Annotated in this window: 13 protein-coding genes; 11 read left to right on the top strand and 2 right to left on the bottom strand. The window is 65.5% G+C overall.

Features of this window, described 5'->3' with window-relative positions:
• The first annotated feature begins 3 nt into the window (after positions 1–3).
• The gene (locus tag LDZ26_RS07030) at positions 4–2232 is read left to right on the top strand and encodes an ATP-dependent DNA helicase (RefSeq protein ID WP_244846460.1); all 2229 of its coding nucleotides are present in this window, start codon (positions 4–6) and stop codon (positions 2230–2232) included.
• Here the strand turns inward: LDZ26_RS07030 and LDZ26_RS07025 are convergent.
• A complete protein-coding gene (locus tag LDZ26_RS07025; protein ID WP_244846457.1) occupies positions 2229–2822 on the bottom strand; it encodes a transposase in 594 nt (197 codons plus the stop codon). The genes LDZ26_RS07030 and LDZ26_RS07025 overlap by 4 nt on opposite strands.
• A gap of 177 nt (positions 2823–2999) precedes the next feature.
• Entirely contained in the window at positions 3000–3833 is an 834-nt protein-coding gene (locus LDZ26_RS07020) for an outer membrane protein assembly factor BamD (protein WP_244846454.1), read from the bottom strand.
• A 223-nt stretch (positions 3834–4056) separates the two neighbouring features.
• Here LDZ26_RS07020 and LDZ26_RS07015 point away from each other — a divergent pair, with 223 nt between their 5' ends.
• The 10 genes from LDZ26_RS07015 to LDZ26_RS06970 all read left to right on the top strand — a co-directional run bounded on the left by LDZ26_RS07015 (position 4057) and on the right by LDZ26_RS06970 (position 15590).
• The gene (locus tag LDZ26_RS07015) at positions 4057–5229 is read left to right on the top strand and encodes an RluA family pseudouridine synthase (protein ID WP_244846452.1); all 1173 of its coding nucleotides are present in this window, start codon (positions 4057–4059) and stop codon (positions 5227–5229) included.
• The gene (gene pgeF, locus LDZ26_RS07010; protein ID WP_244846449.1) at positions 5226–6068 is read left to right on the top strand and encodes a peptidoglycan editing factor PgeF; all 843 of its coding nucleotides are present in this window, start codon (positions 5226–5228) and stop codon (positions 6066–6068) included. The genes LDZ26_RS07015 and pgeF overlap by 4 nt, the downstream gene beginning before the upstream one ends.
• 298 nt (positions 6069–6366) lie before the next feature.
• Positions 6367–8418, top strand: coding sequence for a class I poly(R)-hydroxyalkanoic acid synthase (gene phaC / locus LDZ26_RS07005; RefSeq protein WP_244846446.1), 2052 nt, complete (start codon positions 6367–6369; stop codon positions 8416–8418).
• A gap of 60 nt (positions 8419–8478) precedes the next feature.
• A complete protein-coding gene (locus LDZ26_RS07000; protein ID WP_175940418.1) occupies positions 8479–9660 on the top strand; it encodes an acetyl-CoA C-acetyltransferase in 1182 nt (393 codons plus the stop codon).
• 79 nt (positions 9661–9739) lie between these two features.
• A complete protein-coding gene (locus LDZ26_RS06995) occupies positions 9740–10480 on the top strand; it encodes a 3-ketoacyl-ACP reductase (protein ID WP_244846443.1) in 741 nt (246 codons plus the stop codon).
• A 159-nt stretch (positions 10481–10639) separates the two neighbouring features.
• The gene (phaR, locus tag LDZ26_RS06990; protein WP_244846440.1) at positions 10640–11215 is read left to right on the top strand and encodes a polyhydroxyalkanoate synthesis repressor PhaR; all 576 of its coding nucleotides are present in this window, start codon (positions 10640–10642) and stop codon (positions 11213–11215) included.
• Between the two features lie 174 nt (positions 11216–11389).
• Entirely contained in the window at positions 11390–12727 is a 1338-nt protein-coding gene (gene rimO, locus LDZ26_RS06985) for a 30S ribosomal protein S12 methylthiotransferase RimO (protein ID WP_244849048.1), read from the top strand.
• Positions 12728–12730: 3 nt separating this feature from the next.
• Positions 12731–13663 (top strand): sugar kinase, encoded by a 933-nt coding sequence (locus LDZ26_RS06980; protein WP_244846437.1) that lies wholly within the window; start codon positions 12731–12733, stop codon positions 13661–13663.
• A 36-nt stretch (positions 13664–13699) separates the two neighbouring features.
• Positions 13700–14884 carry a beta-ketothiolase BktB gene (bktB, locus tag LDZ26_RS06975; protein ID WP_244846434.1) on the top strand — a complete coding sequence of 395 codons (1185 nt, stop codon included), beginning with the start codon at positions 13700–13702 and terminating at the stop codon, positions 14882–14884.
• 22 nt (positions 14885–14906) lie between these two features.
• Entirely contained in the window at positions 14907–15590 is a 684-nt protein-coding gene (locus tag LDZ26_RS06970; protein ID WP_244846432.1) for a hypothetical protein, read from the top strand.
• Positions 15591–15597 lie beyond the last annotated feature (7 nt).

Below are 15597 nucleotides of genomic sequence, written 5' to 3'. Positions count from 1 at the left end.
CCTTTGAACTCTCCCGCCCAACCGTCCGATGCCGCGAGCGCGCCGCTCGCGCTGACGAACAAACGCAGCGTCGAACTCGATGCGATTTTCTCCGCCGATGGCCTGCTCGCCCGCGCCATCGACGGCTATCGGCCGCGCGCATCGCAGATCGAAATGGCGCGCTCGGTCGCCGCGGCGATGGAAGCGTCCGGCCGCGCAATGCCCGAGCCCGCGATGTTCGAAGCGCAGCGCCGCCCCGCGCGCAAGCTCGGGCCGTCGGACAAGCCGCATGCGCCCGACGACGAAACGGCCGACGACGTCGGCATCGCGACCGCGAAGGCCGCCATCGACGGCGGCGAGAACACGTTGATCGTCGAAGCCGGCACCGGCACGGGCAAGACCTACGCGTACCTCGTTCCCGCCATGTTGTGGGGCGGCAAGGTCATCGTCTCGACGGGCACGAAGCATCTGCAGGACCAGCTCTTCCAGCGCGACATCCCGACCGTGCGCGACGCGCTCGCCGTGCCGGTGTCGGTCGCGATGCTCAAGGGCCGCGCGAACTACCTTTGTCATTACTATCTGGAGCGCACCGCCGACAACGGCCGGCTGCCCTCGCGGCAGGACACGTCGCATCTGCAGGAGATCGTGCGCTTCGCGAAAATCACACGCACCGGCGACAAGGCCGAACTCGCGAGCGTCCCCGAAAACTCGCCCGTCTGGCCGATGGTGACGCCCACGCGCGACAACTGCCTCGGTCAGGAGTGTCCGCACTACAAGGACTGCTTCGTGATGCAGGCGCGCAAGGAGGCGCAGCAGGCGGATATCGTCGTGGTGAATCACCACCTGTTCTTCGCCGACGTGATGCTGCGCGATACCGGCATGGCCGAATTGCTGCCGATGGCCAACACCATCATCTTCGACGAAGCGCATCAGTTGCCCGAGACGGCGACGCTCTTCTTCGGCGAGACGCTTTCGACCACGCAACTGCTGGAACTGGCGCGCGATACCGTCGCGGAGGGCTTGAGCCACGCGCGCGACGCGGCGGACTGGACCAAGCTCGGCGCGGCGCTGGAGCGGGCGGCGCGCGACCTGCGGCTCGCGTTTAAGGAAGATTCGGCGCGCTTCTCGCTCGGCCAGCTTCCGGACGGGCATCCGCTCTTCGAGGCGCTCGACACGCTCGAAACGCATCTCGATGCGCTCGCGGCGGCGTTGTCGTCGCATGCGGAGCGGGCGGAATCGCTCCAGGCGCTCGTGCGGCGCGCTCGCGAGTTGCAGGACTTGCTCGCGGGCTGGACCACGCCGCCGACGCCGCTCGAACGCGCCGTCGCGGACGACGAAGACACCGCGCAACAGACGGCGAAGGACGAGCCGAACGAGATGGTCCGCTGGGTCGAGGTGTTCTCGCACACGGTCCAGTTGCACGAAACGCCGCTATCGGTGGCGCCGATCTTCGCGAAGCAGCGCGCGGGCGTGCCGCGTGCGTGGATCTTCACGTCGGCGACGCTTTCGGTGCGCGGCGACTTCACGCACTACGCGGCGCAAATGGGCCTGAACGCGCGGCGCTCCATGACGCTGCCGAGCCCGTTCGACTATCCGACCCAAGGCCTCTTGTACGTGCCGCGCAATCTGCCGCAGCCGTCGTCGCCCCAGTTCACGGATGCGGTCTTCGAGGCGGCGCTGCCCGTCATCGAAGCGGCCGGCGGCGGCGTGTTCGTGCTCTGCACGACGCTGCGCGCGGTCGATCGCATTTCGGCGCGGCTGCGCGACGTGATCGAGCGTCGCGGTTGGCAGAATCCGCTGCTGGTTCAGGGCGATGCGAGCCGCACGGAACTGCTCGACCGCTTCCGCGCCTACGGCAACGCGATCCTCGTGGGCAGCCAGAGCTTCTGGGAAGGCGTCGATGTGCGCGGCGATGCGCTTTCGCTCGTCGTGATCGACAAGCTGCCGTTCGCGCCGCCGGACGATCCGGTGCTGGCCGCGCGGCTCGATGCGCTCACGAAAAAAGGACTGAGCCCGTTCGCCGTGCATCAGTTGCCGCAGGCGGTCATCACGCTGAAGCAGGGCGCGGGCCGCCTGATCCGCGCGGAAACGGATCGCGGCGTGCTGATGATCTGCGACACGCGCCTCGTCGACAAACCGTACGGACGGCGCATCTGGCAAAGCCTGCCGCCGTTCAAGCGCACGCGCGAGCTCGATGTCGTGCGCGCGTTCTTCAGCGATTCGCGCAGTTCGGCGGTGGAACTGGCCGACTAGCTTTTCGTGACGCTGCGCACGTTGAAGATGGCCTGAGCGAGCCGCGCGGCGCGCTCGGCTGCGGCTTGTTCCGCGCCACGCGCGAGGCGCACGTGCATCGATTGACGGCCGTACGCGCCACCGAAGCTCGGCCGCGTGGCAGGCTTGCCGGCAACGGGCGTCGGCGCGGTTTCATCACGCCGCGCCGGCGCGTCGGCGAAGATGCGCGCGTTGACGATCGCGCCCGGCTTCACGCGGATGCCGTTCGACGCCAGCGCGCGGTTGACCTCGGCCGCCAGCGGCTGCGCCCGTTCCCGCGACTGCAAGTCACCGCGAAACTCACCGATAGCGCGCGCGTCGGGAAAGCCGTCGCGTGCGGCGTCGATACGCGCGAAGCGCTGAAGGCCGATGCTGTCGATGAGCGCGTCCGCGCAATCACGATCCGATAGACCGAACCAGCCTTGCAGCAGGCAAATGCGCAGCATGCGCTCGGTGGTCGCCCGCGCCTGAACGTTCGGCTGGACGATCGCGCACAGCGTCGGCCACGGCAGCAAGGAATCCATCGTGTCGAGAAATGCATCGCGCTGGGTGCGCGGAACGGTTACCGCCATACTGGTCTCTTGCAAGAAACGGGGCGCAGGCGAGGCTTCGCTTGATGCGATGCCTGCCGATGCCTTAAGCATTGCTAATTTTTGTTGCCAAGTGACAAAAATCTGGACGAAAAAATAGGGCGATTCAACGCCCTTGCAAACGAAGCCGGCGCAAGCGCGCCGGCCGTTCGACATGCATTACCAGATCTGATACCAGGGCTTATCCGTGCCCGCGCGACGCTTGCCGGTGACATACGGGCTGTCCGGGAACGTCGCCGCCAGAACGCGCTTGGTGTCGTCGGCGAGTTGCGGCTGATCGAGCCTCTGATACGACATCATCATGATATGCAGCGCGTCTTCGGTCGCCGGGGCGTTCTTGTATTCGCGAATGGCGAGCTGCGCCCGGTTGATCGCGGCCACATACGCGCCACGGCGGAAATAGTAATCGGCGGCATGCACTTCATGCGACGCCAGCGCGTTGACGATATAGCGCATGCGCTGCGCGGCGTCGGGCGCGTATTTGCTTTGCGGATACTTGTCGACAACGACCTTGAACGCGTCATACGACTCGCGCAGCGACTTCGGATCGCGCTCGCTCATGTCCTGGCCGGAGAAGCGGCCGAAGAGACCGAGGTCGTCGTTGAAGTGGATCATGCCCTTCAGATAATACGCATACGCGATATCCGGATGATCCGGATGCAGGCGAATAAAACGGTCGATGGCCTGATCCGCCGAGGCGGTTTCGCCGTCCTTCCAGTTGCAGTACGCGACGTTGATCTGCGCCTGCTGCGCGAAGTGGCCGAACGGGTCGCGGCCTTCGAGCGCCTCGAAATACTTGGCGCACTTGCCCCAGTCGCTGCCGGATAGCGCGTCCTGGGCCTCCGTATATAATTTGTTGTTATTCCACGTTGCCGTTTCGTCGGTTTTCTCGGGCAGGCCGTGGCAGGCCGTGACGATGGCGACGCTCGCGGCCAGCGCCAGATACTTGATCGATCGCTGCATCGCTCGATGAATGGTGTTGAAGGCTCGCATCAGTGCTTGCATTTCCTGGGCTGATTTCTGGCTTGCTTCTTAACTGATTCCAACTGTTTGCGGCAGTACTTCCGGTGCAGTCTTTGCGCACGGCGCGCTGCTCGGTCAATCGCCTCGTTTCGTCATTCGTAACGGTTGCGCGTGATGACTCGTCAAGGCTGTCGGCTTCGATCGGGACCGCGGCCGTGGGTCGTGGTCGACTTCCCGTCAATCTCTCGTTCACATGACTCGCTCAAGTACTCGTCGTACCAAAGACCAACTCAAAGATTATAGCCCATGCGCCAACGGCGACGACTCGGCTTTGCCCGAATCGGAAGCCGGCGCGGGACAGCAACCAAGCGCCGATGCGCCCCGCACGGCGCGCGTGCCCGACGAACTCGCGGGCGACCGGCTCGACAAGGTGCTTGCCAAGGTTTTCCCGGAGTTTTCGCGCAGCCGTCTGCAAAGCTGGATCGAAGAGGGCCGCGTGCTGGTGGACGGCGCGAGCGCGAAAGTGCGCCAGCCGGTGCCGCTCGGCGCGACCATTTCGCTCGTCCCGGACCTGTTGCCCGAGCAACTCGCCTTCACGCCCGAGCCGGTGCCGCTCGACATCGTGTACGAAGACGAGGCGCTCGTCGTCATCAACAAGCCTGCGGGGATGGTCGTGCATCCCGCGGCCGGCAACTGGAGCGGCACGCTGCTGAACGGCCTGCTGCATCGCTACGGCAGCGCCGCGGCCGGCTTGCCGCGCGCGGGCATCGTGCATCGGCTGGACAAGGAGACGTCCGGGCTGATGGTGGTCGCCCGCACGCTCGAAGCGCAAACGGACCTCGTGCGTCAGTTGCAGGCGCGCACGGTCAAGCGCCGCTATGTCGCTTTCGTGTGGGGGACGATGCCGGAAGACGGCACCATCGACGCGCCCATCGGCCGCGATCCGCGCGAACGCACGCGCATGACGGTCGTGCAGAGCGCGGCGGGCAAACCCGCGCGCACGCACTTTCGCACCATCGACCGGGCGAGATGGCAAGGCCAGCCGGTGAGCGCCATTCATTGCGATCTCGAAACGGGCCGCACGCACCAGATTCGCGTGCATTGCGCGCACGTCGGACATCCGCTTTTAGGCGATCCGGTCTACGGGCGCGCGCGCGGCAAGCGTTCGGTGACGCCGCTGCCCGACGGCTTCGCGCGGCAGGCGCTGCATGCGTGGCGGCTCGGCCTCATCCATCCGGTGACGGGCAAGGCAGTGCACTGGCGCGCCGACGTGCCCGAGGATATGACCGCGCTTGCCGCCGCACTCGGATTCGGACGCGAAGAAGAAGCGGAATTCGACGACGAAGACGAAGACGAGGAATTCGTGCAGGTCTACGAGGCGGACGAAGATTGGGAAGACGACGATTACGAGGACGACGAAGCATGACCGATTCACACGCGGCGCAGTCACAAGCATTGGACCCGAAACACTGCCTCTGGCCGCAATGGCGCGTGGCGCCGCGCGTCCGCGCATTCGTGACGACGCGCGCGGGCGGCGTGAGCGAGGCGCCGTATGAGGGCGGCGCGCCGCAAGCGGGCGGTTTGAATCTGGGTCTTTCGACCGGGGATGCGCCCGCCGCCGTGCAGGAGAATCGCCGCCGCGCGCTCGCGCTGACCGGCGCGCACGACGCCGCGTGGCTCGAACAAATCCACGGCACGCAAGTGGAAGACGCCCACGCGGTCATCGACGCGCGCGCGTCCGGACCGACGCGGGCCGACGCGAGCGTGACGGATCGGGCGGGCGTCGTCTGCGTCGTGATGACGGCGGACTGCCTGCCCGTGCTCTTTTGCGATGACGAAGGCCGCGCGGTCGGCGCGGCCCATGCGGGCTGGCGCGGGCTCGCGGGCGGCATCGTCGAGAAGACCGGCGAGCGCGTGGCGACGCTCGCGGGCGCGCCGGCATCGGCACTCAACGCTTATCTCGGACCGGCGATCGGACCAGATGCGTTCGAAGTCGGCGAAGACGTGCTCGACGCGTTCGTCGCCACGAGCGGGGCGCATCGACGCGATGCGACCGCGGCCGCGTTCAAGGCAGCCGGCACGCCCGGCAAATACTTCGCGGACATTTACGCGCTCGCGCGGTTGCGGCTCGCCGATATCGGCATCGACGCGGCGCGCATTCACGGTGGCACGCACTGCACGGTGACCGAAGAAACGCGCTTCTATTCCTACCGGCGCGACCGCGTGACGGGCCGTATGGCCGCGATGATCTGGCTCGCCGACTGATCGAGAAGCCGCATCACCCGACGCGCGGAAACGCGCGGCAAACAGGCATTTCTTTCATGGGGGAAAACGATAATTATAAAAACATCGCACTGCGGCAAAATCGGGACGAAGCATTGACATGCTTGACGCCCAAGCGCAAGAATGTTCCCAGAATTGTGTTCAATCGGGCACGGCGTAGCGAGGGCGGCTTCCGCCCGGCGCGCAAAGGCGCACCCATACTTTCGCGCGCTGGCCGAGACGGCCCGGCAATGCCTGCATCAGCAATCAGTCTTTCGAGACTCAGAGGTCAAAGGCGGGTATGGCTTCCAATACATCCTCTTCATCTTCCCGCTCCCGTACCGCCGCCGAAGACAGCACCCCGGCGCAGCCAGCAGCCGACAACACGGCAGGCGTACAGCAGGCATTCGAGCAATGGCTGAATGCGTGGCGCGCGGTCGCCGATCCGGCGCAGTGGGCGAAGTTCACTCAACAGACGAATTCGGCGAATCCGGCGGCTGACGGCGCGTCCGCGAACGGCGGCGCTTCGCCTTCTTCGGCATTCGGCGGCTTCCCGTTCCACGGTTTCGGCGGTCTGCCCGGCGCGCTTCCAGGTGGGTTTCCGACCGCTTTTCCGACCATCGCGAGCATGCCGCAGATGCCGGATCTCGCGAAGATGAACGGTCTCGCCGAATTCGCGAAGCTCGCGAGCAGCATGCCGGGCTTCGGCGCGGCGATGCAGGGCCTGCCGACGCTGCCCAAGATTCCGACGGCGGCCATCGCGCCCGAGCGCCTGCATCAGCTGCAAAGCGACTACACGCGCGACGTCGGCGAACTGATGAAACAGGCGAGCGGACAGAGCATCGATCCGGCCGCGCTCAAGGATCGGCGCTTCAAGGACACCGCGTGGCAATCGACGCCCGCGTTCGCGTTCACGGCCGCGTGGTATCTCCTGAACGCGCGCTATCTTCAGGAACTCGCCGACGCCGTGCAGAGCGATCCGAAGACGCGCGAACGCATTCGCTTCGCCGTGCAGCAGTGGGCCGCCGCAGCCGCGCCGAGCAACTATCTCGCGCTCAATCCCGAGGCGCAGAAGGCGCTCATCGAAAGCAAGGGCGAAAGCCTGCGTCAGGGCATGCTGAACCTGCTCAACGACATGCAGCGCGGCAAGATCTCGCAGTCGGACGAATCGGTGTTCGCCATCGGCAAGAACGTCGCGACGACCGAAGGCGCGGTCGTGTACGAGAACGAGCTCATGCAGCTCATTCAGTACAAGCCGCTCGCGCCGAAGGTCTACGCGCGCCCGCTTCTGATCGTGCCGCCGTGCATCAACAAGTTCTACATCCTCGATCTTTCGCCGGAAGGCTCGCTCGTGCGTCATGCGCTCGAATCGGGCCAGCAGGTGTACATGATCTCGTGGCGCAATGCGGACCAGTCCATTGCTCACAAGACATGGGACGATTACGTCGGCGAAGGCGTGATGCAGGCGATGAGCGTGGTCTCCGACATCTCCGGCGCGGACAAGATCAACACCCTCGGCTTCTGCATCGGCGGGACGCTGCTCGCAACCGCGCTCGCCGTCGAGAAGGCGCGCGGCAACGAGCCGGCCGCGTCGATGACCTTGCTTACCTCGATGCTCGACTTCTCCGACACGGGCGTGCTCGACGTCTTCGTCGACGAGGCGCATGTGGCGATGCGCGAGCAGACCATCGGCGGCAAGAACGGCGCGCCGCCGGGACTCATGCGCGGCATCGAGTTCGCCAATACGTTCTCGTATTTGCGCCCGAACGATCTCGTGTGGAACTACGTCGTCGATAACTACCTGAAGGGCCGCACGCCGCAAGCGTTCGATCTGCTCTACTGGAACAGCGATTCGACGAACCTGCCCGGTCCCATGTGCGTCTGGTATTTGCGCAATACGTATCTGGAGAACAAGCTGCGCGAGCCGGGCGGGGTGACGGTGCTCGGCGTGCCCATCGACTTGTCGACCATCACGACGCCGACATTCATCTATGGCTCGCGCGAAGACCATATCGTGCCGTGGAAATCGGCGTATGCTTCGGCGCCGCTGCTCTCCGGGCCGCAGACCTTCGTGCTCGGTGCATCGGGGCATATCGCGGGCGTGATCAATCCGCCGTCGAAAAACAAGCGCAGTTTCTGGATGCTCGATAGCGCGGGCGAGGGCCTGCCGGAGACCGCCGACGCGTGGTTCGAGGCCGCGAGCGAGCATCCCGGCAGCTGGTGGCCGGCGTGGACGCAGTGGCTCGCCACGCAGTCCGGCGAGCAGCAGAAGGCGAGCGCAGGGCTCGGCTCGAAGGATTATCCTGTGATCGAGGCGGCTCCGGGCCGTTACGTCCTCAAGCGCGACAGTTGACAGGCGCGAACGGATTGCCCGCACAAACCGCTCTAACATTCGATGCCAAAGGAAACGGAAATGACTGACGTAGTGATCGTATCGGCCGCGCGCACCGCGGTCGGCAAATTCGGCGGCTCGCTTGCGAAGATCGCAGCGCCGGAACTGGGCGCAACCGTGATTCGCGCGGTGCTCGAACGCGCGGGTCTCAAGCCCGAGCAAATCAGCGAAGTCATTCTGGGTCAGGTGCTGACCGCGGGCTCGGGTCAGAACCCGGCGCGCCAGTCGGTCATCAAGGCCGGCTTGCCCGAAATGGTCCCCGGCATGACGATCAACAAGGTCTGCGGCTCGGGGCTGAAAGCCGTGATGCTCGCGGCCAACGCGATCATCGCGGGCGATTCGGAGATCATCGTCGCGGGCGGCCAGGAGAACATGAGCGCGGCGCCGCACGTGCTGCCGGGCTCGCGCGACGGCTTTCGCATGGGCGATGCCAAGCTGATCGACTCGATGATCGTCGATGGCCTATGGGACGTCTATAACAACTACCACATGGGCACGACGGCCGAGAACGTCGCGAAGGAATACGGCATCACGCGCGAAGCGCAGGACGCGTTCGCGGCGCTGTCGCAGAACAAGGCGGAAGCCGCACAGAAGGCCGGCCGCTTCAACGACGAGATCGTGCCGGTTTCGATTCCGCAGCGCAAAGGCGAGCCGATCCAGTTCGCCACCGACGAGTTCGTGCGCCACGGCGTCACCGCCGAAGCGCTCGCGGGACTGAAGCCCGCGTTTTCGAAGGAAGGCACGGTGACGGCGGCGAACGCATCGGGCATCAACGACGGCGCGGCGGCTGTCGTCGTGATGTCGGCGAAGAAGGCCGAGGCGCTGGGATTGACGCCGCTTGCGCGCATCAAGGCGTACGCGAGCGCGGGCGTCGATCCGAAGATCATGGGCATGGGCCCCGTGCCGGCATCGAAGCGCTGTCTGGAACGCGCGGGCTGGAGCATCGACGATCTCGATCTGATGGAGATCAACGAAGCGTTCGCCGCGCAGGCGCTCGCGGTGCACAAGCAGATGGGCTGGGATCAGGAAAAGATCAACGTGAACGGCGGGGCGATTGCGATCGGGCATCCGATCGGCGCATCGGGCTGCCGCATTCTGGTCACGCTGCTGCACGAGATGCAGAAGCGCGATGCGAAGAAGGGCCTCGCGTCGCTGTGCATCGGCGGCGGCATGGGCGTCGCGCTGGCGGTCGAGCGGCTGTAAAGCAAGGCCGCGTCGGAATAGGGAAGGGACAAGCGGGCCGCGCTCTCGGGCGCACCGCATAACGAACGAGGAGTCGAGCATGACGAAGCGCGTAGCGTATGTAACCGGCGGGATGGGCGGCATCGGCACCAGCATTTGCCAGCGGCTGCACAAGGACGGCTTCACGGTCGTGGCAGGTTGCGGTCCGAACTCTCCGCGCCGGGTGAAATCGCTCGAAGACCAGAAGGCGCTCGGCTTCGACTTCATCGCCTCCGAGGGCAACGTCGGCGACTGGGAATCGACCAAGAACGCGTTCGACAAGGTGAAGGCCGAAGTCGGCGAAGTAGATGTGCTCGTCAACAACGCGGGCATCACGCGCGATGTCGTGTTCCGCAAGATGACGCACGAGGACTGGACCGCGGTCATCGACACGAACCTGACCAGTCTCTTCAATGTCACGAAGCAGGTGATCGACGGCATGGTCGAGCGCGGCTGGGGCCGGGTCATCAATATTTCGTCGGTGAACGGGCAGAAAGGCCAGTTCGGCCAGACGAACTATTCGACGGCCAAGGCCGGCATTCACGGTTTCACGATGGCGCTCGCGCAGGAAGTGGCGACCAAGGGCGTGACGGTCAACACGGTCTCGCCGGGCTATATCGGCACGGACATGGTGAAGTCCATTCGCCCGGAAGTGCTGGAGAAGATCGTCGCGACCATTCCGGTGCGGCGTCTCGGCACGCCGGACGAAATCGGCTCGATCGTCGCGTGGCTCGCGTCGGAGGAATCGGGTTTCTCCACCGGGGCGGATTTCTCGCTCAACGGTGGTTTGCACATGGGCTGACGGGCGCGATCGCCGGCGGGCGCATGGGGCGCCCGCGCCGGCGAATGCCGCCTGCCGGATACATCAACGATGCGGCGAACCCGCAGCAACGCTTTTTTGCGACAACGCAAGACATGCTTGCTGCCATCGCAGTAAAGTCTCGCGTTTTGAAGGCGTTCAATGACCACCACGACTACTACAAAGAAATCCGCCGAACGACTCATCAAAAAATATCCGAACCGGCGGCTCTATGACACGGAGACGAGCACTTACATCACGTTGTCCGACGTGAAGCAGCTCGTGCTCGATCAGGAAGACTTCAAGGTGCTCGACGCCAAGTCCAACGACGACCTGACGCGCAGCATCCTTTTGCAGATCATTCTGGAAGAAGAGAGCGGCGGCTTGCCGATGTTCTCGTCCGTGATGCTCTCGCAGATTATCCGCTTCTACGGCCATGCGATGCAGGGCATGATGGGCACGTATCTGGAGAAGAACATTCAGGCGTTCATCGACATCCAGCAGAAGCTCTCGGAGCAGAGCAAGGGCATCTACGACGGCAACGCGCTCAATCCGGAAGTCTGGTCGCAGTTCATGAACATGCAGGCCCCGATGATGCAGGGCATGATGACGAGCTACATCGAGCAGTCGAAGAACATGTTCGTGCAGATGCAGGAGCAGATGCAGAATCAGGCGAAGACGATGTTCAACACGTTCCCGTTCCCGACGCCGAGCGCGCCGTCAGGGGACAAGAAGTAAGGAAGCCGGGCGTTCTCGCTTCGGGCGAGCCGGCCCGGAACGGCTTCGAAGGATGCTCCGGGGTAAAATACGGGATTGGCCTCGTGCGTCCGGCGACGCCCCTCATCCGACCGTTTCCCCGTGAAAAATTCCTTAGATTCAATCGTCAAGACGAACTCCGCGCCGAAGATCGGCATGGTCAGCCTCGGCTGCCCGAAAGCCCTCGTCGATTCGGAGCAGATCATCACCCAGTTGCGCGCCGAGGGTTATCAAATCTCCGGCAGCTATGACGGCGCCGACCTCGTCGTCGTCAACACCTGCGGCTTTATCGACGAAGCCGTGCAGGAAAGCCTCGACGCCATCGGCGAGGCGCTCAACGAAAACGGCAAGGTCATCGTGACCGGCTGCCTCGGCGCGAAAAAGAGCGCGAGCGGCAACGGGCTCATCGAGGAAGTGCATCCGAAGGTGCTGGCCGTCACCGGCCCGCACGCGACCAACGAAGTGATGAACGCGGTCCACGCACACTTGCCGAAGCCGCACGACCCGTTCGTCGATCTCGTGCCGCCCGCCGGCATCAAGCTCACGCCGCGCCATTACGCGTATCTCAAGATTTCCGAAGGCTGCAACCACCGCTGCACGTTCTGCATCATTCCGTCGATGCGCGGCGATCTCGTTTCGCGTCCCGTCGCCGAAGTGATGCTCGAAGCCGAGAATCTCTTCAAGTCGGGCGTGAAGGAACTGCTCGTCATTTCGCAGGACACGAGCGCGTACGGCGTCGATGTGAAGTACCGCACCGGTTTCTGGAACGGCAAGCCGCTCAAGACGCGCATGACCGAACTCGTCGGCGCGCTGGGCGAACTGGCCGCGCAGTACGGCGCGTGGGTGCGCCTGCACTACGTGTATCCGTATCCGAGCGTCGATGAAGTCATCCCGATGATGGCGGAAGGGCCGCTCAAGGGCCACGTGCTGCCGTATCTCGACGTGCCGTTCCAGCACGCGCATCCGGAAGTGCTGAAGCGCATGAAGCGCCCGGCCAATGCCGAAAAGGTGCTGGAGCGCGTGAAGGCATGGCGCGCCATGTGCCCGGATCTGACGATTCGCAGCACGTTCATCGCGGGCTTTCCGGGCGAGACGGAAGAGCAGTTCCAGACGCTGCTCGACTTCATCGAGGAAGCGGATCTGGATCGCGTCGGCTGCTTCGCGTATTCGCCGGTCGAAGGCGCTACCGCCAACGAACTCGACGGCGCGCTGCCCGACGACGTGCGCGAGGAACGCCGCGCGCGCTTCATGGAACTGGCCGAGGAACTGTCGGCAAAGCGCATGAGGAAGAAAGTTGGCAAGACGCTGAAAGTGCTCGTCGATGAGATCAGCGCGGAAGGCGGCATCGGGCGCACGGCGGCGGATGCGCCGGAAATCGACGGCGTCGTGTATATCGCGCCGCCGACGAAGGCCTCGAAGCGCTACAAGGCGGGCGACTTCGTTTCGGTGAAGATCACGGGCGCGGACGGCCACGATCTCTGGGGCGAGGTCTGATCGATGAGCCCGACGACGCCCCACACGCCGCACATCCTCGCGCTCGGCGAGGCGATGATCGAGTTCAATCAGTCGAGACGTGACGAGCCGACGTATCTGCAAGGCTTCGGCGGCGACGTATCGAACTTTCTGATCGCGGCGGCGCGGCAGGGCGCGGCGACGGGCTTCGTCTCCGCGGTCGGCAACGATGGGTTCGGGCAACTGCTGCTCGATCTGTGGCGCGCGGAGAACGTCGACACGTCCGCCGTTCGCGTCGACCCGGACGCGCCAACGGGCGTCTATTTCGTGTCGCACGGCGCGAGCGGGCATCGCTTCGACTATCTGCGCGCGGGGTCGGCGGCGAGCCGCTATGCGCCGTCGCATCTGCCGCTCGACATGATCGCGGCCGCGAAAGTCGTGCATCTGTCGGGCATCAGTCTCGCCATCGGCGTGAGCGCGTGCGATGCCGCGTTCGCCGCCATCGACCATGCGCGCAGCAACGGCGTGCGGGTCAGCTTCGACACGAACCTGCGGCTGAAGCTCTGGCCGCTCGCGCGCGCCCGCGCGGTGATGCTCGAAGCGATCCGCCAGAGCGATATCTGTCTGCCGAGCTGGGACGACGTCACCGTGCTCACGGGCCACGAAGACAAGGACGCCATCGTCGACACGCTGCTCGCGCTCGGCCCGACAATCGTCGCGATGAAGCTCGGCCCGGAAGGCGCGTATATCGCGACGCCGGACGAGCGGCGCGTGGTGCGGGGCCGCGTCGTGAATGCGGTCGATGCGACCGGCGCGGGCGATTGCTTCGGCGGCGCATTCATCGCGCGGCTCGTCGCGGGCGACGATCCCTTCGCGGCGGCGCACTACGCGAACGCGGCGGCGGCGTTATCGACGCAAGGCTTCGGCGCGGTCGCGCCGATCCCGGACCGGGCGGCCGTCGAACGCGCGCTGGCGTGAGCTTTCATAAAACCATTCGATAGGAAAGGAGACGACATGGAACGCGAAGTGGTGGTGGCAAGCGGCGTGCGCACGGCAATCGGCGGTTTCGGCGGCGCGCTGAAGGATTTCGCGCCGACCGATCTCGGCGCGCGCGTGGTGCGCGAGGCGCTGTCCCGCGCGAGCGTCGCGGGCGAGGAAGTCGGACACGTCGTGTTCGGCAACGTGATCCAGACCGAGCCGCGCGACATGTATCTCGCGCGCGTCGCGGCGCTCGACGGCGGCGTGTCGCAGCACGCGCCCGCGCTCACCGTGAACCGGCTGTGCGGCTCGGGCTTGCAGGCGATCGTGTCGGCCGCGCAGTCGATTCTGCTCGGCGATGCGGACATCGCCATCGGCGGCGGCGCGGAAAGCATGAGCCGCGCGCCGTACGTGATGCCCGCCGCGCGCTTCGGCCAGCGCATGGGCGATGCGCGCGTCGTCGACGTGATGCTCGGCGCGCTGAACGACCCGTTCCACAAGATTCACATGGGCGTGACGGCCGAGAACGTCGCGAACCAGTACGGCATCACGCGCGAGGCGCAGGACGCGCTCGCGCTGGAATCGCACCGTCGCGCGGCCAACGCCATCGAGGCCGGCTACTTCAAGGAGCAGATTCTGCCGATCACGCTGGCATCGAAGAAGGGCAACACCGTGTTCGAGCGCGACGAGCACGTGCGCATGAACGCGACGGCGGAAGACTTCGCGAAGCTGAAGCCGGTGTTCGCGAAGGAGAACGGCACGGTGACGGCGGGCAACGCGTCCGGCATCAACGACGCGGCGGCGGCCGTCGTGCTGATGGAACGCGGCGTCGCGGAGAAGCGCGGCGCGCGGCCGCTCGGGCGGCTCGTGGCGTACGCGCACGCGGGCGTCGATCCGACCATCATGGGCATCGGCCCGGTGCCGGCCACGCGCAAGGTGCTGGAGCGCGCCGGGCTTTCCGTCGACGATCTCGACGTGATCGAAGCCAACGAAGCGTTCGCCGCGCAAGCGTGCGCGGTCACGCAGGAACTGCGGCTCGATCCCGCGAAGGTGAACCCGAACGGCTCGGGCATTTCGCTCGGGCATCCGATAGGCGCGACCGGCGCGCTCATCACGGTGAAGGCGCTGTACGAGCTCCAGCGCATTGGCGGGCGTTACGCGCTCGTGACGATGTGCATCGGCGGCGGGCAGGGGATCGCCGCGATCTTCGAGCGTATTTGACGTGGTATCGAAGGAAAGAAGGATGAGAGAAGCAACGAAGGCAACGAATCGGCCGGGCTTGCGGGCCGCGCTGACGATGACCGCGGGCTTGGCCGCGGCGCTCGCGCTCGCGGGCTGCAATTCGCCGATGCCGCCGGATGCATCGGCGTCGGCGTCCGCGAGCGCCCGAAGCGCGCCGAGCGGCGAATCGTATGGCGCCGACAAGGCGATCCGGACGCTCGCGCTGCCGCCGCAAAAGCCGCTGGCGCCGAATCCGGAGTACGCGCGCTTTCCGCGCTACGTGGGCACGCTCGGCGGCAAGCAGATCGAGATGAAGCTCGGCGCCAAGACCGATGACGCGTCCGGCGTGCATGGCGAGTATCGCTTCGTCGGCAGCCCGACGGTGATTCTCGTGGCGGGCGATCGCGACGGCGAAACGCTCGAAATCGAGGAGTCGAACGACGGGACGCACATCACCGGCAACTGGGTCGGCAAGTTCGAGGCGGACGGAAGCGTCTCGGGCGAACGCATGGACCCGGACGATTCTAATGCGCAGCCTTTCGAGTTGCGGCCTGCCGTGGCCGGCGTAATGCTGCCGCGCGCGCCGGCTAGCACCGGCACTGTTGCCGCGCCCGCCGCGCCTTCGCTCGAACCCGCGCCGCCTGCGTTGCCTTCCTCGCCGCCGAATGCCGTGGGCGGCACGACGAACGTCATCATCGGCGAATAACGCCTTC

It is taken from the genome of Caballeronia sp. SL2Y3 (genome assembly GCF_022879575.1).
Taxonomy (GTDB): Bacteria; Pseudomonadota; Gammaproteobacteria; order Burkholderiales; family Burkholderiaceae; genus Caballeronia.
Note: the sequence above shows the minus strand (reverse complement) of the source record. Positions and strands in the feature narration are given on the sequence as shown.